Origin of the sequence: Algoriphagus taiwanensis, assembly GCF_036245645.1 — a bacterium.
GTDB lineage: Bacteria > Bacteroidota > Bacteroidia > Cytophagales > Cyclobacteriaceae > Algoriphagus > Algoriphagus taiwanensis.
The window spans coordinates 1-22,950 of the sequence record NZ_BTPE01000025.1 but is presented as its reverse complement, the minus strand read 5'-3'; the positions used below and the strand labels follow the sequence as shown (position 1 = coordinate 22,950).

Here is a 22,950-nt window from a genome sequence, read left to right as displayed (position 1 = left end):
GGAAACAAAACTCCTGAAGAAATCCATCAAACCAATCAAAAAACAGATCGATTGTGGAAAAACTATTACCCCAAAAACCGTACACTTGTAAACCAATAAAAGGACTAACAGAAATAGTCAATCAGTATCAGGATTTAAACAATAACCTGTAAACTATTTTTAGGACGAGTCACTGGGAACTCAGAACCCATTTCCCCCCTTAATCTCCCCCAGATTCTCCCCCTTAAAGGGGGCTAGGGGGTAGGGCTAAGAGGGAAACCCAAAAAACCAATCATTATAAACTCTCAGATTTGCCAAAACCCATCTCTCTTTCCATCATTATCCCCAACTTTAATTCAGGGGTTCTTCTGGAAAAGACATTAAAATCTGTTTTTTCAAATCCGATATTCCTGTCCTTTGAGGTTTGGGTGATAGATAACTGTTCATCAGATCATCCCGAAAAAATCATCGATCAATTTCAATACGATAACCTCTATTTCTCATCCCAATCCGATTCGGGGGTGTATGATGCCATGAACAAAGGAATTTTACAGGCAAATGGGAAATGGATGATTTTTTTGGGTGCGGGGGATGAACTGCTCGCAGAGAATTTAGCGCAGCTTCCTTTTGATGATCCGGATCTGAAAATGATCTATGGTGATGTTTATCTCATGCATCGGGAGGATACTTTTGGAGGTGAATTCTCCTTATTGACACTGATGAAGTATAATATTTCCCATCAGGCGATTTTTTACCATTGCTCCGTTTTTGAGGAAATCGGACTTTATGACTTAAGATTTAAAATCGCAGCGGATTATGTGTTTAATCTTAACCTGTTTTTCAAATACCTGGATTCGGTTAACTATTTCCCTGTGACAGTTTCCAGATACTTGGGAGATGGCATGTCCGATAGGATGCGAGATGAGTACTTCCGAAACAATAAAGTTTTCATCGTCAATAAAATCTTCCTCACTCATTTTAAATTGACTTATTTGTCTTCAGTGATCTATTTCAATTGGTTCTATTTGAATCTCCTGGTAAGATATCTACTGAAAAAGTGAAGGAAAAGGAAGCTGTTTTTCTTTGTAGGAAATCAATAAAAGTGAATAGTTCAACCTTCTGATATCAGGCTTTGCCTTTCAATTCCTTTGAATTTGTGTTTATAATTCCCATGAAAAAGGTATGCTAGTAGCAGGCGCAGGCGGACATGCTTTTGAACTTTTGGATATTTTGATTTCTGAAGGAAAAACAGAGAATCTGGTCTTTTTTGATGAGATTAACTCAGGTCAAGTATTTCAAGACAGATACCCAATTATCCATAGTGAGGAGGAGGTAAAAGCCCACTTCGAAAAAGACCCTTTCTTTATCCTCGGAACAGGCAATCCTCAGGTAAGGCATCAATTCTATAAGAGGTTTACCGCCCTGGGAGGAAAGCTTATTTCGGTAAAGGGTAAGGGTGTGGCATTTAGTAACTTCTCCTCGGGGGCAGAGGAAGCGGATATATTCAATCTCTGCTTTATCGGTGCCAATACTCAAATAGGGAAGGGCTGTCTGATTAATACAGGTGCTCAGATTCATCATGAAGTGCAAATCGGTGATTTTACCGAAGTCAACCCTGGTGCTGTTTTATTGGGGAAAGTTCAGGTAGGCAGCTTTTGTTCCATTGGAGCAAATGCAACGATCTTACCCAAAGTAAAAATCGGAGATCATGTAGTGGTCGGTGCGGGGTCTGTAGTGACTCAGGATGTGCCAAGTGAGGTCACTATTGTCGGGGTACCTGGGAAAATACTGTAACTTTGCTTTTCAATTCTTTCGAATTTCTGATTTTCCTTCCTTTAGTCTTTTTGGGATATTGGTTTGTATTTCAGAAGAATCTTAAGCTTCAGAATGCCTTCATTTTGCTGGCAAGCTATGTGTTTTATGGCTGGTGGGATTGGCGATTCTTAGGACTGATTATTGCCAGCTCGGCAGTGGATTATTGGTGTGGCCTTCGCTTGGGGCAAGTCATTGCGAGGAGGAACGACGAAGCAATCTCAAATGGAGGTGAGGAGCTACCCACTACTCACCACTTACCACTTACCACTTACAAAAACTGGCTAAAAGGTCCGAAATTCTATTTAGCTATTAGCCTCCTCTTCAACCTCGGCCTCCTTGGCTTCTTCAAGTATTTCAACTTCTTTATCGAATCGGCCACTGATTTTATAAAACTGCTCGGTTTCCAGGCCCACGCAAGTACGCTGAACCTCATACTACCGGTAGGGATAAGCTTCTATACCTTCCAAACAATGAGTTACACTATTGATGTCTATCGTGGTAAAATGGAAGCAACCAAGGACCCAATTGCCTTCTTTGCTTTTGTGGCATTCTTTCCTCAGCTGGTAGCCGGTCCTATCGAAAGGGCATCTAATTTTCTTCCTCAGTTCTTCAAAAAGAGGGAATTTGAATATCAGCAAGGTTCTGATGGGATGAAGTTGATCTTATGGGGACTGTTCAAAAAGATGGTGATCGCCGATAACTGTGCTTTGGTAGTCAATCCCATTTTCGAGAATTACCAAACTGCCTCTGGTCTGGAACTGATTATGGGAGCTGTATTATTTTCTTTTCAGATCTACGGGGACTTCTCAGGCTATTCGGATATCGCCATTGGTACAGCCAAGCTCTTTGGATTTGATCTGATGACCAACTTCCGAACTCCCTATTTCAGTCGGGATATCGCCGAGTTCTGGCGCAGATGGCATATTTCACTATCCACATGGTTTCGGGATTATGTCTATATCCCGCTAGGAGGAAGCAGGGTTTCAAAGGCAAAAGCTATCCGAAATATCTTTATCGTTTTCCTAGTCTCCGGCTTCTGGCATGGGGCCAACTGGACCTTTATCGCATGGGGAGGAATTCATGCGGCCTTATTCATTCCTTTCTTTGTTTTAGGGAAGAATAGGGCCTATCTAGATGAAGGACGACATTTGATACCAAGCCTTTGGGAAGTGATACAGATTCTTGTAACCTTTGGGATGGTAACATTGGCATGGGTATTTTTTAGGTCTGAAAGTATGGGAGAAGCTATAGGATATTTCAATTCTTTTTTGGCGAATCCATTAAAAGAGGGATTTAGAATTTCACTATATCAGCTTCCATTAGCAGCAGTTCTTCTAATGCTAACTTTGGAATGGATATTTAGAGGAAAACAAATTCTTGCTTTCAAATTCCCATTAGTCCGATATGCTGGATACGTGGGAATTGTTATGACAATTCTGTTTTTCGGAGCTTTTTTTAATCCGCAGGACTTTATTTACTTTCAGTTTTAATGAAACTGTTTCTTATCAAAGGACTAATATCCGCAGTTCTATTGATAGGATTTGTTTTTGGTTATGGACGATTTTGTGATTATTTCTTTACCCAAAAGAGATTTTTAGATCTAAGTGAAAAAAAACAATGGGTTTTAGCTCAAGAGGGGGGAGATTGGGATTATGCTATATTAGGTTCAAGTCGAGCGTTTGGAGCTTTTGATATGAATCTACTAGACAGTTTGACAGGAATGAAAGGAATTAATATTGCTTCGGATGGAAGTGGGTTTAAAGATAATTACCTAATTCTATCTCTTTTTCTTAAATCTAATTCCATTGACTTTTTAGTTTTGCAGGTTGATGATGCATCACTCAACTCCAAAGAGTCATTTAGTAATGAATTTCATGCCTTTCGATTTTTGCCATATTGGAATGATTCACAAGTTCAGAGCACTCTGAAAACAGAAATACCGGCATATAATAATGAGATTACGGATCTTCTCCCTGAATGGAGATATTTCTATTTCAACAAATACTTCTCTCCAAAAGAAGTCCTTAGAAGATGGAATAATTCCAAAATTCAAAAAGATGAATATTCTAATTATGCCGGAGGTAAAGGACAAAGCTTTCAGAGATTGCTGGATTCCTCAGCAGATATAAAAATCAAACACTCTATAAAGACAATAGCCCCGGAGGATTGGCATTACCTCAATCAACTAATTAGCTTAGCTAAAAACAAAGACCTTAAATTAGTGGCTTTCGTTGCACCAACATTTTATGGTGACAATTCCTTTCTTAAGGAAAGCCTAAATGAACTGTTAATACCTATTTACTTTCCTGATGATTTCGATGATCTTAATCCAGAATTATTTTATGATCTGGGTCATCTTAATTCAAAGGGAAGGGCAGAGTTCACTCCTTTATTTGCCAAGTTTATTTCTTCAAAGATTTAAATAAAATTATCGAATTTCCTATGATATTTGGTAGTTCATGTGGTTATACTTCTGAGCTTTTAGAAATTATAATTTCAGAGGAAAAATTAAGAATTTTGCTTTTTTGATTAGGTTAAGTTATAATGGAGAATGTTAAGGTTTAAGTAATGTTCGTGAAAGTAATAGAAAAAAAATTGAATATTAAAAAAAGAATTTTACATATAGTTTCCGATGAGAAATTTATTGATTCGGCATCAAGGGATTTTAATGGTGCAAATCCTAATGGAAACACTTATTTATTACCAGAAAAATCAAAAAAATTGCAATTTATCAAAAAAACTAATGTATATTTCGTTAATTCAAAAATATTTCCATACATATTACCCTTGTTTTCGTTTTTTTTTAAATGTATAATATTTCATAGTCTTTATAAAGATTCTCATAAAAAAGCTATTAAATTTATTCCCCCATGGGTTAATGTTTGTTGGATTTCTTGGGGATTTGATCTCTATCCATTATTTTTTAATTCTGATCAAATTTTAAGAAAAAAAACTTTAGAACTTATAAAAAACACAAGTGATCTAAGTAAAAATTTTAAAAGTAAAAATTTAAATCATTTTTCAATAAAAGCAATCCAAAGAATAGATTTTTTTTCAACAGTTCTTCCTCTTGAATTTGATTTTATAAAGAGTGAATTTAACATAAATGATACTAAGTATATATCTTGGAATTACCTTAATTTAGAAGATGATATTATTCGAGGGTTTGAAAATAAAACTGTTTCTGGAAATAATATTTTGATAAGTCACAGTGCATCAGTTGAAAATAACCACTTAGATTCTTTTGATGATATAATTAATTCAAATTTGAATTTTGAAAAAATAATATGTCCATTAAGTTATGGGAATTCTAAATATGGAGATTATGTAGAGAAGAAAGGTTTTGATATTTTTGGTAATAAATTTTATCCTATAAGAGAGTTTCTTCCTTATGAGGAATATGTTAATTTATTGATATCATGCAATATTTCGGTTTTTGGTTCAGTTAGACAAATAGGTTTGGGTAATATTTTACTTATGCTTTATTTAGGCTCTTCAGTTGTTTTGGATAAATCATCGATTACATATGATTTTTTTTCAAATAGGGGTATAAAAATATTTAATCAATTGAATTTTAATTTAAGTATTAATAATGATGAATTGATTTTTACTAGAAGGAGTCTTGAAGAAATTTGGTCTAAAGAGAATAAAAGAAAAAGAACAATGCAATTTGTTAAAAAAGTAATTGTTTGATCTTTTTATGATGAATGTTTCTGCAATAGTTCCGATTTATAATTCAGTTAATACTCTTAAAAAAGCGATTCAATCTCTTTTGATTCAACCTGAAATTGATGAAATCTTTATAGTAGATGATGGTTCTTCTGATGGTTCTTTTGAATTAGCAAAAGAATTGGAATCAAGATATGCTTTGATTAATGTTTTAACTCATGAGAAAAGAAAAAATAAAGGGGCTGCTGCTTCACGAAATTTGGGTCTAAAACATTGCAAAAATGAATGGGTTCAATTTTTGGATGCTGATGATGAATTACTACCAAACAAGATTTCTATTAATATAAAGTCACTTTCAAGTGATTGTTCATTCTTAGTCGGCAATTCTATCTTTAATAAAGGAGGGAAAATTTATAAAAGACATTATTGGATCAATACTTCTATTGGTTTATTAGTTACTAGGCTTGGTGTTACTTCCTCAAATCTTTGGTGTAAATCCTCATTAAACCAAATAGGTGGATGGAATGAAGATTTGTCTAGTTCTCAGGAATATGACTTAATGTTGAGATTAATTAAATTGAATTTAAAGGTTTCTTTTTGCGCAGATTATTTATCTATTATCCATGAACTTCCTTCTTCAATTTCTAGAAATAAATCTTTAAATAATGAGAGATTAGTGAATAGTATTCGATTTCGTGAATCTGTAAAAGAATATTTAATTAGGGAGAATCAATTCGGTTTTTTAGAAAAGATGTATTATCATGGTGTCTTAGGGTCTATTTGTAGAAAATATAATTTAACTTTAACTTATTCAATTTTTTTTTACTATTTATTTAAAATTTATAAAAGTTTTTCAGATCGAATATTGAGTCCTGAATATACGATAAATTAAATTTGATCTCAATCATCGTCTTATCAAATAGAAGATCTTTATTTTCAGAATTTGAAAAATCTGTTAAACTCACAATTGGGTCTTCTTTTGAATTAATTAGAGTAGATAATTTTCAAAATCAGTTTTCTATTTTTAAGGGATATAATCTAGGAGCAAAACAAGCTCAAAATAATATTCTTTTGTTTGTCCATGAGGATATAATTTTTCATTCGAAAAATTGGGGTAAATTATTGATTAACTATTTTGAAACTTTATCTAATCCAGGTGTTTTAGGTGTTGCTGGCTGTTCTTATTTGCCAATTTCTCCTTCTGATTGGTGGGTTGGTAATAGAACTTATTTGCATACTAATTTCCTTTCAAACGATAAAAATGGAGTAATTGGAGAAGGGAAGCATATGATTTATGGTGACCAAGTTCCTTGTCCTGTGTTTGGTTTGGACGGGATGTTTCTTGCTATGAAAAAGACAGTTTGGGAAGAATTTCCTTTTGATGAAAGTTTAAAAGGGTTTCATGGGTATGATACTTCAATTTGTTATCAAGTTTCAAAGTGCTATCAAAATTACTTTATACCAGGGATTTTGATTGAACATTTTTCAAAAGGATATCCTAATGAAGTTTGGCTAGAAAATACAATTGCTGCTAACCGCCTTGTATTACCTTTTATTCTTGAAAGAAAAAGATTTGGATCCTTGGATTGTCCCCTGGAAATTAAATCTTATCGCTTGTTTTTAAGACAACTAATGAAGTTTAGCTCGAATGTTTCCTATAAATTTTCTTATGCTTGGAAATATTTGATTCCTGTTACTAGGTTTACAAGAGATTGGAGGCTAATTTTCTACTTTTTTATTTTTTGTTTTCGATATTCTTTACAGGCCCTTCGTATTAAATGACTAGTTTTTTTTCTTCAGTTTCTGTTATTATTCCTGTTTACAATGCTAAAAGTTTTATTGAGCAGGCAGTAGATTCCGCAGTTATATTTCCTGAGGTAGGAGAAGTTCTATTAATTGAAGATGGCAGTAATGATGGTAGTCATGAAAAATGTTTGGAACTCCAAAATAAAATTAAGAAGGTAAAGGTGTTTACACATCTGGGCAGGACAAATAGGGGTGCTGCAGAATCAAGAAATCTTGGAATTTTAAAAGCTTCATTTCCTTTTATTTCATTTTTAGATGCTGATGATATTTATTATGATAATCGATTTTTGGAGAGTCTGTGTTTTTTTTCGGAATACCCTTATATAAAAGCAACTTATGCCGATGTTGAATTGATTGATATTAATTCTGGTAAGAAAAAGCTATTTGGAATATCTAAAAAACCTGAGTCTGTCTCACTTTTGACTTATTTACTTAAAGGGGGATATTTTCATACCAACTCTGTTACTATTCGGAAAACCTTTTTTGAAGAAGTAGGGCTTTTTAATCAAAGGTGTTGGCCACACGAAGATTCAGAATTGTGGATAAGAATGGCTTCAAAAGGAAAGCTTGCTCCAATCTCTGATCATAGGCCTGTTGCAACTTACCTAATTCACGGAAATAATCTAAGTAAAATAGCTTCTAATAGAACAAAATGGGAAATGTGGAAATCTGTATATCAGGAAGTTTTTTTTCAATCTATTGGTTTCTATAATCGAGTATTGATATTGAAAAAAATGTTAAAGTATTTCATAGGTTTCCTTAAAATATAAAATGGCCAATTTAGTAATTAAAGTTGAAAACCTCTCCAAGAGGTATCGCTTAGGCCTAAAAGAGAAGCAGGCGGAGACTTTAACTGGACAAATTATTAATCTAATAAAATCTCCTTGGGAAAATCTCAAAAAACTCCGAGAACTCAATCGTTTTGGACTAGTGGATGAAACCGTTTTTTGGGCCTTGAAGGATGTTTCTTTTGAAGTAAAAGAGGGGGAGGTTCTTGGTATTATTGGCAAAAATGGAGCTGGAAAATCCACTTTGCTCAAAATCCTTTCTCAAATCACTGAACCCACATCCGGCAAAATTGAAATTCATGGAAGAGTGGCTTCCTTATTGGAGGTTGGGACTGGTTTTCATCCAGAACTTTCTGGCCGTGAAAATATCTATATGAATGGAACCATACTTGGTATGACGAGAAAAGAAATTGACTCTAAATTGGAACAGATTATCGATTTCTCGGGAGTGGAGAAGTTTATCGATACCCCAGTTAAGTTCTATTCCTCAGGGATGAAAGTCCGCCTAGGTTTTTCGGTTGCTGCTCACTTGGACCCTGAGGTATTGATTATTGATGAAGTTTTAGCCGTTGGAGATTATGAGTTCCAGAAGAAATGCCTAGGAAAAATGAAATCTGTATCAGGATCAGGGAGGACGGTATTATTTGTCAGTCATAATTTGGAAGCTGTATCCAGCTTGTGTACGAGATCAATTCTGCTTGAGGATGGTAAAAATATATTTCAAGGAAATTCTCAAGCAGTAGTTCAGAGGTACTTGAAAAATTTCTCTGGTTTAGCTAATCTCCAAAAAGTATGGGATGAAAACAATGCCCCTGGCAACTATCCAATTAAAGTTAAGTCCATTAGTATTTCAAATACTTATAATGAGGGCGTTCCAATTGGAAGGGATGAAGATATTGAAATCATCACCGATTTTATGCTTGAGGAGGATGGTTTAAGTATCAATTTAAGTTTGCATTTATATTCAATGACTGGTGAATGTGTTTTTAATGTTTTTTCTCAAATACCACCACCTAAGTTGAATTCAGGTTTCCATAAATCGACATGTACCATTCCGGGAAATTTGCTAAATGAAGGTGCTTTTTCAGTTTCAATGATGTTTGTAAGGGATACTTCAATAATTTTATTTGAACTTGAACATATTCTTCAATTTGAATTGATTGAGAAAAAGCGCTTAGAAACTAACTGGTATGGTAAAATTCCTGGTTTCATTCATCCTAAAGTGAATTTTAAAATTCATGAGTAATTCCCTAGTCTCTGTAGTTATGATTGCCTATAACCATAGGCCGTATATAGTTGAAGCACTTCAGGGAGTTCTTTGTCAAGAAGGCGATTTTGAAATGGAGATTATACTTTCTGATGATAATTCAACAGACGGTATGGAAGAGGTTATAATTGGATTCATTAATGATAATCCAAGAGGAGAATGTATCCGCTACACTAGACATGATAAAAACATAGGGATGATGAAAAACCTGATTTGGAGTTTGAATCAGTGCAAAGGCGAATTTATTGCAATTTGTGAAGGTGATGACTTTTGGATCGATCCAACCAAGTTGCAATGTCAAATTAGTTTCTTAAAATCTAATCCTGATTTTTCCCTTACATACCATCCTGCTTTAGTTTTGGAAAAAAATGGAAACTTAGTAGAAGATTTTATTGCAGAGAGGAATTTTTATGCAGAAGTTTCAAATCGTTTAGATTTGGCAATTTTCGGCAACTATATTCACACGCCAACAGTAGTATTCAGGAACTATAGGTTTACTATTCCAAGTTTTTTCGAAAAGTTAAAGATCGGAGATTATTTTCTTTACTTATTAATTTCCAAATATGGTAAGATAAAGAGGTTTCCTCAAAATTTTGCTGTTTACAGAAATGAAGTTGGAGTTTTTTCTTCACAGTCAATGGAAAAGAAAAGAAACGATTTTAAAATGTCAATTCGTACTTTTTACAAGGAATGTTCTGATTTTCAGTTAAAAATAATTCTTTTCTTAAGGTTTAATTATTCAAATCTGTTTGATACTAATAGGAAATTTACACATTCCAATTTGCCAACTAATATTTGGGATTGCATAAACTATATCTCGGTAATATCATTTTTCAAGTCATTGAGATTTTTCATTTTTCGTCATGAATATAAAAGAGTTTATGGAATTCGATTTCCAAGATAATGGAAGAAATGAAACCAAAAGATATCAAATTTAATCCAAGTGATAATTCATTATTCTTTACCCTGTGTTCGAATAACTATCTTTCTTTTGCTCTTTCGTTAGGACAATCAATTAAGTCTTTTGATACCGAGGTAAAATTTGTTATTGGGTTAGTTGATCGATTAAATCCTCAAATTGATTATTCAGTATGGAGTGAATTTGAATTTTTACCTTGTAGTGATTTAGGTTTTTTGGAGTTTGATTTAATGTTGGGAAGGTATGATATTGTGGAATTTAATACTGCCGTAAAACCATTTTTCTTTGAATACCTTTTTGCAAATAATACAGATATAAATAAAATCTACTATTTGGACCCAGATATATATTTTTATAAGTCGACAGAGGATTTGGATTTAGAGTGGGGCGATGCTCAAATCCTTTTGACACCTAATTTAATTTATTCTTCCGATAAGCCCAGTGCAGGTGAATTGGCCTCCCTAAGACACGGGATGTTTAATCTAGGTTTTATTGGTTTGAAGAGGGGAGAAGTTTCTTTTCGGCTTTTAACTTGGTGGAAAGAAAGGTTAAAAGAGCATTGTCGAATTGATAAATGTTGGGGGATTTTTGTTGACCAAAAATGGATGGATCTAGCTCCCTTGTTTTTTGATAGAATTAAAGTAGTGAGGCATCCAGGTTGGAATATGGCTTGGTGGAATTTTAGCGAGCGGAAATTACTAAAAGCCAAAAGCGGTTTTTTAGTCAATAGCTTGGATATTCCTTTAGTATTTTTTCATTTTAGTGGGTTTAAGCCTGAGAATGTTTCATATACAGCAAGACTTAAAGAAAATTACTCCAAGGATATTGAAAATGAAGTTTTGGCTGTCTTGTATGAAAATTATAAAGGAATTCTTTTGAAAAATGGATATGATTTTTTTTCGAAAATTCTTCCAAGTTTAGAATTCCGAGTTGATACCAAATCCTCATGGCAAAAAGTAGGCAAAAAACTAAAATCAAGGATTAATAAAGTCCTTGATAGGATTTTTCAGGTATAAATGGTTAGTATAATTCTCTGCACCTATAATGGTGAGAAAAAACTTCCTAGAACTCTAAATGCAATTATTAATCAAAAAACTAGGTATCCTTGGGAGTTGATTGTTATTGATAATAATTCAAATGATAACTCCTTTTCTTTTTCAAATTCCCAATTAAGAAAATCCAATATTGATTATCGTATAGAACAGTTTCCTAAACCAGGTAAAATGTTCGCTTTTTGGTATGGTATAAGCTTAGCCAAATATGATTTTATTTTAGATTGTGACGATGACAATGAATTTTTTCAAGATTATTTAGAGCTGGGGATTTCAATTCTTCTTTCAAACGAAAAAATAGGAGCTCTGGGTGGGCAGGGTATTTTACCTAAGCAAGAGGTACCACAGTGGTTTAAAATTTATTCAAAAAGCTTTGCTTTGGGGCCTCAAGGAAGAAACCTTGAGCCTTTGCCAAGGTTTGCCCATTTATATGGAGCAGGTTGTTTTTACAGAAAATCAATTTTTTTGGAATTGGAGAAAAAGGGTTTTGAATCTTTGCTTTCTTGTAGGAAAGGAGAGGAACTCTCCTCTGGAGGTGATGTTGAATTCTGTCATGCAATTCAATTAGAGGGATATGATTTGATTTATTCGGAATCATTAAAGTTCTATCATTATATCGATAAGGGGCGCATTGATTTTGACTATTACCTTAGATTAAAAGCTGGGATTAGTAGTAGTTTTCCAATATTAAATTCCTATAGAATTGATAATTTTAAAACTCAAAAGGAGTTTAAGAAAGATTTATGGTTAATTTTTTTTATTCTAATTAAAGGCCTTGTTAAAACAGCATTACTCCCCCGAAACACATATCAAAGGAAAGTGGATTATATTGTTGTGAGAGCAAAGTTTTGGTCTTTCTTAAAGAATTATCAATTTGCACTTGACGGATACACAAGAAATAAAAAAATATTTGAATCCTAGTATTTCAATTATCATTCCTTTTTACAATTCTGAAAGAACCTTAGAAAGGACAATTAAATCAGTGATATCTCAGGATTATCCTAAATGGGAATTAATTTTGGTTGATGATGGAAGTACTGATGAATCTGTAAGAATTGCTAATTCTTTTCTTGAAGATAAAAGAGTTTCATATCTGTATCAATCTAATAGAGGAGTTGGGGCTTCTCGAAACTTAGGTGCAATAAAAGCGTGCGGAGATTGGCTTATTTTTTTAGATTCTGATGATGAACTTTCTCCAAATTCCCTTTATAATTTTCAGGAAGCCATTATTCAAAAACAAGATTCGGAATTAATTTGTGCAAAAGTAGAATGCTTAGAGAGTAAAGATTCCGAAATCAAAATCTCTAAAACCTCTACTTTTTTAGCAGGTTCATTTTGCGTCAATCGGAGACTGTTCGACCGGTTGGGGGGGTACGATGTCCAATTGAAATTTGCTGAAAATACCGAGTTTTACTTTCGAATTTTAGAATCTAAAGCTAAAATTTATAAAGTAGATTTTGTGTCAGCATTTTATCATCTTCAAACCGATTCTGGGCGAAAAAATTTAGCTTATATGACTGAATCTATTGAACTAATTTTAAAGAAGCATGAACATTTTTTATCCAATGGGATCAAGTTTCTTTACCATCAAATTTTGGGAGTAAATTATCTGCGATTTCGAAAATTTCGTGATTCTAGAAGGAACTTTAAGTCTGCCTTAGGCTATCGTTTTCATCCCCTTACATTGATAAGATTAACTATTTCATGGGTGCCTCCTTTAGCAAAGTTAGTTTATTCTTCTAGTTCTAAATCAACATGAGGTTCGGAGGATTCGTTATTACATACAATCGACCAACTTTAGTTTTAAAAACTTTAGAACAGCTTTTTTTACAATCCTATCCGCCAGAGTTGATTTGGATCATCGATAACTCTGATGACATGAAAACAGACCATGCCATAGCGGGTCTTTCGGACCCAAGAATTCGATATTATCGCATGGGCTATAACGCAGGTCCTGCAGGTGCTGCCAAAACCGGACTGGAACTTTGTGAGAAAGAAGGAATGGACTGGATTTATTGGGGAGATGATAATGACCCTCCTCAACATAGGGATACCTTTGAAAAGTTATTATCTATCCGAAATGAAAATCCCTATTGTGGGATCTTAGGAGCAGTAGGACATTTTTTTGATCATAAGAAAGGGAAAATCAAGAGAATCCAAAGCCGGTTACTCGAGAAGAAAAAAAGTCTAGAAGTTGAAACCGTCGCAGGTGGAATGAGTATGTTGGTACATCGTGATGTCGTTAAGGCATGCGTTTTCCCAAATCCTGATTTGTTTTTTGGATTTGAGGAATTGGATTTTTGCTTAAAGGCCAAAAGAAGGGGATTTACCATATTGGTAAATTGCGGGGTATTTTTAGAGCTTAGAAAAATGCATAATCGATTGGATTATGAACGTCCTTTATACAAGAAGAAAAAAAATAATGTCAGGGAGTACTATAGCTTAAGAAACCTACTCTACATTTCCGATGGTTTAACTTTGGATACAATGAAAAAGTATTTGCTTTTAAAATGGATTGGAAAAGCCCTTTATGGTTTTCGTTACGGATTTGGGTATGGCTGGAATAATTTAAGGATGATCGTATTGGCGTTTTATCATTATTCACGAGGGATTAAGGGCAAGACTCTGGAATTATGAATCTTATACCAAAGGATGTAGGTGCTGTGATTGTCACCTATAAAAGGCCAGAGGCATTAAAAAAGACAATTTTTGCCATCCTTAGCCAAGATATACCCGAGTCTCAAATTGTAATCGTTAACAACGATCCCTCCATTCAACTCATTCCTGAACATATTGATATCTCATTTACTAGGCTTGTTATTAAAAATCAATTAGAGAATATTGCTTCTGCTGGTGGATTTGCAAAGGGAATGAAAGCAATAGTGGATATGGGGTTGAAGTGGGCTTGGCTTTTCAATGATGACTCTAGGCCTGTAGAAGGCTCTTTTTTTTCGATAAAGACTGCTCTGGAAAATACGAATTATGAAAAAATCGGTTTGATTAAAATCGGAAACCTTAACCAAACGGGCAAGGCAATTCTTCTCAATTGGAATGGCGTTCGGGTTCCTAGCTATGTGGATCCATCTGAAGAATTAATTAAGACAGACTTAGTGACTTTTGATGGATGCTTGATTTCATGCTTGCTCATTGAAGATATAGGAACCTGTGATCCTGGTTATTTTATGGGTACTTACGAGTTTGATTATTGTTTGAAAGCAGCAAAAAAAGGATACAAAATATTCACCCTCCCAAATGGTCAAATAGAAGATGAGAAAATGGGCTCAGTAGGAGGAACGCCACCATGGAGGCAGTACTACAATACTAGAAACCATCTTTGGATGGGTATTTCAAGAAGGGACTTCCGGATTTTAAGGTCATGGCTTTTAAGGGAGTTGAAGTTTACATATGCCATTCTAATGTGGGAAGATCAAAAGATACTCCGATTGAGATATAAATTTTTGGCCATGTATCATGCAGCTATCGGGAGAAGGGGAAAAGTTTTGATGCCAAAAAATAATTAGAAGCAGACTAGAATATTAATCAATTCATTTAAATAGTTTTTTCAGAAGAATTAAGTTAAAGATATGATTTCAAAAATAAGGGTGTTTTTATCTTTTCGCTTAAGATTAGTATTTGTCTATTTAAAAAGTTTTGAAATAAAGAAGGAATTTGGAAAAATAACAATTCGGCTTCAAAAAACAGATTTGAGAGTATTTGATCAAATTTTTTTAGAAGAAAATTATCAGTTTTTTCTGCATGAATTTAATCCTAAGGTAATAATAGATGTGGGTGCCAATGTAGGCTATTCAGCCATCTGGTTCTCGCATAAGTTTAAGGATGCTAAGGTGATTGCATTGGAACCAGAAGAGGAAAATTTTAAAGTTCTTAAAGAGAATTGCCAAATATATCCGAATATTTTTACGCTTAAAAAAGCTCTCTGGAGTGAGTCAGGTCGAATTTGGATTAAAAATTCCAAATCCAAAAGCTGGAGCTTTGAAACAGTAAAAAATAAAGAAAAAAACTCTATATCTATTGAGGCAATAGATATGCGAACTTTGGTTCAAGTTTATGAAATTAATCGAATTGACTTGTTGAAAATTGACATAGAAGGGGCAGAAAAAGAAATATTTGAAGGCGAAATTGATGATTGGATAAAGCTTGTAAAATGTATTATGATTGAAACCCACGATAGAAAAGTCCCTGGTGTTTCCAGCCTGGTAGATACAAAACTAATGCAGTATGACTTTATCAAGTTTAAGACTAAAGACCTTTCTATTTTTTATCATAGATCATTGTTTTGAAAATTCTTTTTACCCAAGACGCCCTTGTTAATGCAGGTGCTGAACGAAGCCACTTGGATATTCTTTCTCGTTTTTCGGAAGAAATAGATGTGGGGTTTGTGTACTTCTATCCCAAGCACGAACTCAAAGAAGCCTACGAACGAGCCGGTATCCGGCTCTTTTTTTTGAATATCCCTGAAGCCTATCATTTTCCTTTGGCCATTGTCCGTCTGGTCAAGCTGTTACGAAAGGAAAAGCCTGACCTGCTGGTTTCTAGCCTTTGGAGAGCGGATATCATCACCCGAATCGCTTCAAAGATTACTGGAGTGCCTTTGGTAGGTACTTTGGTAAATGACAGCTATGCACCAATTGCTTGGACTGATAAAAAAGGACTGAAATACAAAATTGTTTATTGGCTCGATCGATGGACTGCTGGAATACCCATTCATTGGCTCGCCAATGCCCAAGCCTTGGCTGATTCCCATGTGAAGACTCTAGGAATCAAACGTGAAAAGATTTCGGTGGTGTATCGAGGGAGGGCAGTTCCTGTCATGGAGCCTCCAGGTGGAAACGTCTCCCGATGGCTATCGGGAGCGAGGGAAACGTCATCGCGAGCGGACGAAGGGAGCGCGGCGATCTCAAGAAGTGAAAAGGAAAAAAAAAATAAGACTGCTTCGTCTGCAGAGAACTCCGAAATAAAACCTGAATTATCAGACAGCAGTCTCCCGCCACGGCGGGCAGGCGCAGTGACGGGTCAGATTCGGAACTTCATTTCTTACGGTCGCCTTTTGGAACGCAAAGGCTTCCAAGATGCCATTCAAGCCTTTGCCCAAGTCCTAAAAAAATATCCCGACTGTACCCTGACTATCTTCGGAGAAGGACCTTTTCGAAATAACCTCGAATCTTTAATCCAAGAATTAGAACTCCAAGCCACCGTCTTCCTCCCCGGCAAAATCCCCAACCCAATAGAGGTTTTGGTCAATGGCTACTGTCCAAAACCGATTGTCACCCTGAGTGGAGTCGAAGGGCCACTTACTACTCACAACTCACTAATAAAACTCCACTGCTTCCTCTTCCCCTCCTGGTACGAAGGCTTCTCCGGTGCCCTAGTCGAAGCCATGATGGCAGGGATGCCGATTATCACTTCTGACATTCCCATGAACCTAGAGGCAGTTACCGACCAAAAATCTGCCTTGGTTTTTCCTGTTCAAAATGTTCAATCCTTAACTGAAAAAATGCTTTGGGCCATTGAAAATTGGAACCAGATGGAGGTTAAGGGAAAAGAAGCTAGGCGTATAGCCGAAATGCGGTTTGATATTGAAAAGATTGCTAAGGGATACGAGGGAGTTTTAAAATCCATTTATGCTAACCTTTCCTGATATAGACTTTGCTCCGAATAGGCCTTCTTCTTAATTCCACCCGCCTCCAAGCCTGGCAGTTGGAGACGATTCGGCAGCTTAATTCATCCTGCTTGGCTGAGATCAGTTTTTTAGTTATTAACCAAACTTTAAAGGTTTCAGGAAATTCTTCCTCTATACTTTATCGCATATATCGAAAACTGGATCGCATACTTTTTAAATCCAAATGGGATGCTTTTGAGTCCGGTTCAATCTACACTATTCTTCCAAAAGAGCTGCCAACTCTGATGATTAACCCTATTCAAAAAAAGTATAGGGATTATTTTTTAGAATCAGATTTGAAGCAAATTGCCCGCCTCAAACCAGATATACTGATTCGTTTTGGTTTTCGAATACTTTCCGGTCCCATTTTGAATTTACCTCATTTGGGTATTTGGTCTTTTCATCACGGAGATCCCCAGATTTATCGGGGAGGACCTCCGGCTTTTTGGGAGGTAATCAGACAAATTCCGGCTACCGGTTGTGTTTTGATGCAGTTGAACGAAGATCTGGATCAGGGAAAAGTGTTGTATCAAACTCATACCCAAACTGACCCTTTATCAGTCCAGCGAAATGCAAATAAACTTTTTTGGATGTCTTCTTTTTTCCCTCTTCGTGTGTTGAAGGAAATTGATCGTATTGGCGCAGATCGATGGAAAGAAAGAATCGAAAAAAAGTCAATTGCTCCTCCAAGTCCTTTATGGAAAAATCCAAAATCCTTTGAGTTGACTAAGGGTCTTGGAAACCTTTTTCTTAGAAATCTGAAAAGGAAGTTATTGGAAATAAAATATCCTGCCCATTGGGAGGTTGGTTTAGTATCGACCCTTCCTTTATCAAATCAGGTGATTTCAAAGCAGGAGATTAATTTTTTCACAAATTCAGAACCTTCAACAACATATTTTGCGGATCCTTTTCCATTTTTCCATCAAGGCAAATTGATGTTTTTTGCAGAACTTTTTGATAAAAAGAAAGGGAAAGGAAACATAGCTTTACTTAACGAAGAAGGAAATCATCAGGTCATTTTAGAAAAACCTTATCATTTGTCGTATCCCTTCCTATGGGAAGAAGATGGAAACTATTACCTCCTGCCTGAATCGGCGGAAGCCGGTCAAATTATGGTTTATAGGTCCACTAACTTTCCGTTTTCTTGGGATAAAACTCAGATTCTCTTTCCTGAAGAAGCCTATGATCCTACCCTTTGGAAAACTGAACAAGGCTATTGGCTTTTTGTCAATCAAAAGTGTCATCCTGCTTGTTCTCCTTTTGATGAGCTCAATTTATACTTTTCTCCTTCATTGGTAAAAGCCAAATGGACTCCTCATCCTAAAAATCCTATTGTATCGGATGTGAGGGGGGCTAGACCTGCAGGAAGATTGTTTGAAAAAGATGGGAAACTTTTTAGACCTGCTCAGGATTCGGAAAGAAGATATGGGCATCGTATCCGGGTTATGGAGATTAAGAAATTGGATCTATATGAATATTTGGAGGAGGAAGCATTTCATGTCGAACCGGATGAAACCTCAGGTATCTTGGGAATTCATACTTTAAATCAAGTGGGTGATCATTGGATTATGGATTTTTACTCCAGAAAATGAAGGTGCTACTTTTGATCCACTGTCAACAGGCTAGGGGACAGGAGATTTTTGCAGCTCAATTGGGAGATGAGCTTTTGAGAAACGGGATAAAGGTCAAATTACTGAGCATATATGAAGGTTCATTTGGTTTGCCTTTTTCCGGAGAAATGGAAAGCCTGGGTCTTAGATCTTCTTATGGAGTGTGGAACCCACGTAATTGGCATCGGTTTTCTAATCTCGTTCAAGAGTTTAATCCGGATATTATTCAAGCCAATGGAGGAGATACACTGAAATTTTTAGCGTTGACGGCAAGGTTTTTCTCCCTCAAATCAAAGCTGATATTTAACAATGGAGGGGTAATGGGCTATTATCTCAAAAGTGATTTTCAGAAAAGACTGAATGTATTCTTTTTGAGGCAAATGGATGCTTTAGTATCAGTTTCAAAATTTAGCCAGACTGACTTAAATCAATATGCAGATCCGAACCTTCCACACCCAGTTATTCCTATTGCTGTTAAAATTCCAGAATTAAAATATTATAAAAACGAGGAGCTGACTTGGGTTCATATTGGAGGTTTTACCCCTGAGAAAAATCATCAGGGCCTGATCCAGCTAGTTGAGGAAGGGAATAAGTTGGGACTACATGGAAATTTTCTTCTTATCGGAGATGGCCCATTAAAAGGCAAAATAATTGAGGAGGTGGAGAGCAAAGACTTGGGGGAAAGGATCAATTTTTTAGGAAGCCTGAATCACCCTTGGGAGAATCTGCCCAGAAAATCTGTACTTATCCTCCCCAGCTTGATTGAAGGAATGCCCGGGGTAATTGCAGAAGCGCTTTGCCAGGGAATTCCGGTGATTGCCTATCGAGTAGGGGGGATAGCAGAATTGGAACAGGAGTTCCCATCCATTATCGGAATAACTCCAAACCAAAGCCAAGGATTTATTCAAGCCATGCTGAATGTACAAGGGAATTACGAATCGTATTACCAGCAGGCCCCGCAAATGAAGGAAAAAGCCAAAGTATATTTCAGTTTATCAAGAGCGACTCAGGATTTTTTAAACCTATACCGAAGCTTGTGAAAATAGTACAATTGCTTACTAGGGCCCAAAGAAGAGGAGCAGAGATTTTTGCAATTCAGCTTTCCGAATCCCTAAAAAGGATGGGGCATGAGGTATTAGTCATTACCCTTTTGTCAGGTGGGGAAGGATTGAAATTTTCAGGAAGAACAATTCATTTGATCAGACCTGAAGAACAATTGCTGGATTGTAAAGGGTTTTGGCAATTGAGCCAAATTCTAAAAGATTTCCAGCCTGATTTGGTTCAAGCCAATGCTTCCGATACACTTAGGTATGGCGTGGCTGCCAAATGGTTAAGTGCTGGTAGATTCTCCTTGGTTTATCGAAATGCCAATATGATGAGCCCTTTTGTCAAAAGCAGATGGACCAAAAGCTTTTATAAGTTTCTCCTTAACCAGACCGATGCGGTGATTTCTGTAGCTGAGGCCACACGTTTGGATTTAATGGATTTTTACGACTATTCAAAAATGATCCAAACCATTCCCATTGGAATTGATAGTGTAGATATAGAAAGTCTGGCAAAGGAAGAATTGAAAGTAGAATTACCCAATTCATTTTTACTTTTTATGGGTGGTTGGGTTAAAGAAAAAGACCCGGAATTTCTTTTGGATTGGTTTATCGGACAACATAATCACTTTTCAGATTTACATTTGGTTTTCTTGGGAAAAGGGATTTTGGAGGAGTCCCTGAGAAAGAAAATTGATTCCCATGGACTTCAGGAAAAGGTCCTCTTGATTTCCAATTTAGTCAACCCATTTCCAGTATTGCATCGAGCAAAAGCGTTAGTTTTACCCTCTAAGATAGAAGGCCTACCCGGCGTAATTTTAGAAGCTATGTATTGCCGTGTTCCGGTATTAGCTTATGGAGTCGGGGGGATACCCGAAGTTCTAAAAAATGGAGAAACGGGTTGGTGCATTCTTCCAAACGATTCCCAAACCTTTGTTCAAGCCATTCAGGAAGTCCTCGAAATGGAAGAATCATCCAAACAGCAAATTTTAATTCAAGCGCATAATCTGGTCCTAACCCACTTTTCACTACCCCAAGTCACCCAACAATTCGAAGATTTTTACAAAGACCTATTTGCTAAGAGTTAATTCAAAATTCATTAATTGACTTTTTCTCCCACTTAACTTCCTTCCTCTTATTCACAAACTCGCCAATTCCCCACCCCAAAACCAAAAACTCAGAACGTAGAACCCAAAACCTCTCAACGATTAACTGATAACCATTAACTCATAACCTTTCAATTTTTATATTTGAGAAATCCTAACCCAGAATCGCTTTGCTCGGCGCAGTATTCCTAGTCATCTTCCTTTTCTTTGTCTCTCAGCCCATCCTAAATAACCTTCAGCAGGAACATAAATGGCTAAAGGCCGGACTTTTGAATCAGATGTACTGGTACCATATGTTTTTTGGCTTGGTTTATTGGACCTATGCTCAGTTTAATAGATCAGATTCAGTGGTATATTTTTCCAGTTATCGTCATTATAAAAATTGGTTTGATGCCTTTGAACCTGGAACTCTGTTTATTGAGTGGGTGAATTACCCTTTTGCAAAATGGTTGGGGTTCAACTACGATATGATGATGTTTTTATCCACTTGGGTGGGCTTTTGGGGATTTGTGTATTTCTACTGTTTTATGAAGGAGAACTTGCGCTTCAACCCCAAGTTTGAGGGTTGGGACGCAATTACCATTTTTATGTTCTTGCCCAATATGCACTTTTGGACCGCTTCCTTGGGAAAGGGAGCTTATATTTTTGCCGGATTGGCCTTTTTGACCTATGGCCTTTCTTGGCCGGGAAAGCGAATTTTCCTCATGGCTTTGGGTGGATTTATGTGTTACATGATTCGACCTCATATCTTGTTTGCAGTGCTGATTGGGATGGGAGTAGGATTTATCTTGGGCAGAGAGAAAGTACCTACTTACCAGAAATATCTGGCTGCATTAGCAGGTATTGTAATAAGCATTTTAGTTTATGATAAGTTGTTGATTTATTTGGGTTATGACCCGAATAATGTGGTTGAAAGCTTTGAGGAGGAATCTGCTTTGAATGCTCAAAGATTACAAAGTTCTGGTTCTGGAGTCGACATGGGTAGTTATAGTCTCCCTATGAAATTATTTACTTTTTGGTTTCGGCCTTTGTTTGTAGACTCTCCTAATTCCTTAGGATTAGTGGTGTCCATGGAGAATGCCCTCTATATTTATATGTTTTCCCGAATTCTGAAAAAGAGCTTTATTGATTATATCCGGGTAGCCCCGGCGATGGTTAAGATGTCAGCAGTTGTCTTTTTTTCTATATCTGTTTCCATGACCTTTGTGATGTCCAATCTGGGAATTATCATCCGTCAGAAGTCACAGATTATGTACTATATGCTTTTTGTGATCGTAGCCTTTATGGACTGGGAAAAAACCAACCGCATCAGAAAGCGAGCAGCTATCTACAACCGCATCGTCGAAGAAGAACGCCGCAACCGCGAACTCGCCGACGCCACCACCACCTAACCTTTGAGGTCTTCCAGACCTCGAAGGTTTAGCCTCTACCTGCTGTTCGGGTCCCGATAATCTGGAGCAATTCTCGCTGTTCGGGATTTATAATCCCGACCTTCTTTCCATGGATTTGTAATCCCTCTACTTGTTATCCTGCTTCTCCAGAAGCAGGATTTTTTATTGAATGCTTACGGTTGTTCGGGATTTGCAATCCCGAACTTCTTTCCAGGGATTTGTAATCCACCTTCTTGTTATCCTGCTTCTCCAGAAGCAGGATTTTTTGTTTAAGGCCCGCACTGGCGCAAGCCCTCCTCGCTGTTCTGCTTCTCCAGAAGCAGGACTTAGGTCTCTTTGCGTCTTACCGTCTTTGCGAGAGATTTCTTTCCTCTTGCTGGCCCAGACTTTTGGTTTCCAGATCGAGATCCATGGCCAGCGCTGTTAATTCCCGTTATCAAAATATCCATGGGTTAAAACCCATGGCTATTGAGATTTTGACCCTTACAGGGTCATCACTCGCTGTTTGGGATTTGCAATCCCGAACTCTTGTCCATGGATTTGTAATCCACCTTCTTGTTATCCTGCTTCTCCAGAAGCAGGACTTAGGTCTCTTTGCGTCTTACCGTCTTTGCGAGGGACATTTTCTATTCTCCCATACACCCAAACTTCCATGACTTGTCCTGAATTGAGTTTACACAAAGTAAACTACTATGAAACGACAAAAAGAACAAAAAACAAGAGGAATAGGATCTCTGAGTTGGGCTGAACGGGAAGAAATGATCAAAGAGTATCTTTCGGGGAATTACTCAAAAGTTGAGATTTGGAAGAAATATACCGGTCAGT

Annotated in this window: 22 protein-coding genes; all 22 read left to right on the top strand. The window is 36.3% G+C overall.

Annotated features, from left to right (window positions below):
• Nucleotides 1-290 precede the first annotated feature (290 nt).
• The 22 genes from AAA938_RS20025 to AAA938_RS19920 all read left to right on the top strand — a co-directional run bounded on the left by AAA938_RS20025 (nt 291) and on the right by AAA938_RS19920 (nt 22,781).
• Entirely contained in the window at nt 291-1,040 is a 750-nt protein-coding gene (locus AAA938_RS20025) for a glycosyltransferase (RefSeq protein ID WP_338230687.1), read from the top strand.
• A gap of 121 nt (nt 1,041-1,161) precedes the next feature.
• Entirely contained in the window at nt 1,162-1,773 is a 612-nt protein-coding gene (locus AAA938_RS20020; protein WP_338230685.1) for an acetyltransferase, read from the top strand.
• A gap of 2 nt (nt 1,774-1,775) precedes the next feature.
• Nucleotides 1,776-3,284, top strand: coding sequence for an MBOAT family O-acyltransferase (locus AAA938_RS20015; RefSeq protein WP_338230684.1), 1,509 nt, complete (start codon nt 1,776-1,778; stop codon nt 3,282-3,284).
• Complete coding sequence (locus AAA938_RS20010) at nt 3,284-4,216, top strand: hypothetical protein (protein WP_338230682.1); 933 nt, start codon at nt 3,284-3,286, stop codon at nt 4,214-4,216. Before AAA938_RS20015 ends, AAA938_RS20010 begins: the two co-directional genes overlap by 1 nt.
• Before the next feature lie 152 nt (nt 4,217-4,368).
• Nucleotides 4,369-5,487: a TDP-N-acetylfucosamine:lipid II N-acetylfucosaminyltransferase family protein gene (locus tag AAA938_RS20005; protein ID WP_338230680.1), complete on the top strand. Its 1,119-nt coding sequence runs from the start codon at nt 4,369-4,371 to the stop codon at nt 5,485-5,487.
• 7 nt (nt 5,488-5,494) lie between these two features.
• Entirely contained in the window at nt 5,495-6,355 is an 861-nt protein-coding gene (locus AAA938_RS20000) for a glycosyltransferase family 2 protein (protein WP_338230678.1), read from the top strand.
• A gap of 2 nt (nt 6,356-6,357) precedes the next feature.
• Entirely contained in the window at nt 6,358-7,245 is an 888-nt protein-coding gene (locus AAA938_RS19995; protein WP_338230676.1) for a glycosyltransferase, read from the top strand.
• Complete coding sequence (locus AAA938_RS19990) at nt 7,242-8,039, top strand: glycosyltransferase family 2 protein (RefSeq protein WP_338230674.1); 798 nt, start codon at nt 7,242-7,244, stop codon at nt 8,037-8,039. The genes AAA938_RS19995 and AAA938_RS19990 overlap by 4 nt, the downstream gene beginning before the upstream one ends.
• A gap of 1 nt (nt 8,040) precedes the next feature.
• Nucleotides 8,041-9,303, top strand: a complete 1,263-nt coding sequence (locus AAA938_RS19985) for an ABC transporter ATP-binding protein (protein ID WP_338230671.1) — start codon at nt 8,041-8,043, stop codon at nt 9,301-9,303.
• Nucleotides 9,296-10,228 (top strand): glycosyltransferase family 2 protein, encoded by a 933-nt coding sequence (locus AAA938_RS19980; protein WP_338230669.1) that lies wholly within the window; start codon nt 9,296-9,298, stop codon nt 10,226-10,228. The genes AAA938_RS19985 and AAA938_RS19980 overlap by 8 nt, the downstream gene beginning before the upstream one ends.
• 8 nt (nt 10,229-10,236) lie before the next feature.
• The gene (locus AAA938_RS19975; protein ID WP_338230667.1) at nt 10,237-11,259 is read left to right on the top strand and encodes a hypothetical protein; all 1,023 of its coding nucleotides are present in this window, start codon (nt 10,237-10,239) and stop codon (nt 11,257-11,259) included.
• Nucleotides 11,260-12,216, top strand: coding sequence for a glycosyltransferase family 2 protein (locus AAA938_RS19970; RefSeq protein WP_338230666.1), 957 nt, complete (start codon nt 11,260-11,262; stop codon nt 12,214-12,216). It begins immediately after the preceding gene.
• Nucleotides 12,176-13,054 (top strand): glycosyltransferase family A protein, encoded by an 879-nt coding sequence (locus AAA938_RS19965; protein ID WP_338230664.1) that lies wholly within the window; start codon nt 12,176-12,178, stop codon nt 13,052-13,054. The genes AAA938_RS19970 and AAA938_RS19965 overlap by 41 nt, the downstream gene beginning before the upstream one ends.
• The gene (locus AAA938_RS19960) at nt 13,051-13,932 is read left to right on the top strand and encodes a glycosyltransferase (protein ID WP_338230663.1); all 882 of its coding nucleotides are present in this window, start codon (nt 13,051-13,053) and stop codon (nt 13,930-13,932) included. Before AAA938_RS19965 ends, AAA938_RS19960 begins: the two co-directional genes overlap by 4 nt.
• Entirely contained in the window at nt 13,929-14,816 is an 888-nt protein-coding gene (locus AAA938_RS19955; RefSeq protein ID WP_338230661.1) for a glycosyltransferase family protein, read from the top strand. Before AAA938_RS19960 ends, AAA938_RS19955 begins: the two co-directional genes overlap by 4 nt.
• A gap of 63 nt (nt 14,817-14,879) precedes the next feature.
• On the top strand, nt 14,880-15,596 hold the full coding sequence (locus AAA938_RS19950; protein WP_338230659.1) for an FkbM family methyltransferase: 717 nt from the start codon (nt 14,880-14,882) through the stop codon (nt 15,594-15,596).
• Nucleotides 15,593-16,954, top strand: coding sequence for a glycosyltransferase (locus AAA938_RS19945; RefSeq protein ID WP_338230658.1), 1,362 nt, complete (start codon nt 15,593-15,595; stop codon nt 16,952-16,954). Before AAA938_RS19950 ends, AAA938_RS19945 begins: the two co-directional genes overlap by 4 nt.
• A gap of 266 nt (nt 16,955-17,220) precedes the next feature.
• The gene (locus AAA938_RS20330) at nt 17,221-18,567 is read left to right on the top strand and encodes a glucosamine inositolphosphorylceramide transferase family protein (RefSeq protein WP_420915757.1); all 1,347 of its coding nucleotides are present in this window, start codon (nt 17,221-17,223) and stop codon (nt 18,565-18,567) included.
• Nucleotides 18,564-19,625 carry a glycosyltransferase gene (locus AAA938_RS19935; protein ID WP_338230654.1) on the top strand — a complete coding sequence of 354 codons (1,062 nt, stop codon included), beginning with the start codon at nt 18,564-18,566 and terminating at the stop codon, nt 19,623-19,625. The genes AAA938_RS20330 and AAA938_RS19935 overlap by 4 nt, the downstream gene beginning before the upstream one ends.
• Nucleotides 19,622-20,716: a glycosyltransferase family 4 protein gene (locus tag AAA938_RS19930; protein ID WP_338230652.1), complete on the top strand. Its 1,095-nt coding sequence runs from the start codon at nt 19,622-19,624 to the stop codon at nt 20,714-20,716. Before AAA938_RS19935 ends, AAA938_RS19930 begins: the two co-directional genes overlap by 4 nt.
• 188 nt (nt 20,717-20,904) lie before the next feature.
• Complete coding sequence (locus AAA938_RS19925; RefSeq protein ID WP_338230651.1) at nt 20,905-22,125, top strand: hypothetical protein; 1,221 nt, start codon at nt 20,905-20,907, stop codon at nt 22,123-22,125.
• A 410-nt stretch (nt 22,126-22,535) separates the two neighbouring features.
• Nucleotides 22,536-22,781, top strand: coding sequence for a hypothetical protein (locus tag AAA938_RS19920; RefSeq protein WP_338230649.1), 246 nt, complete (start codon nt 22,536-22,538; stop codon nt 22,779-22,781).
• The last annotated feature ends 169 nt before the right edge of the window (nt 22,782-22,950 follow it).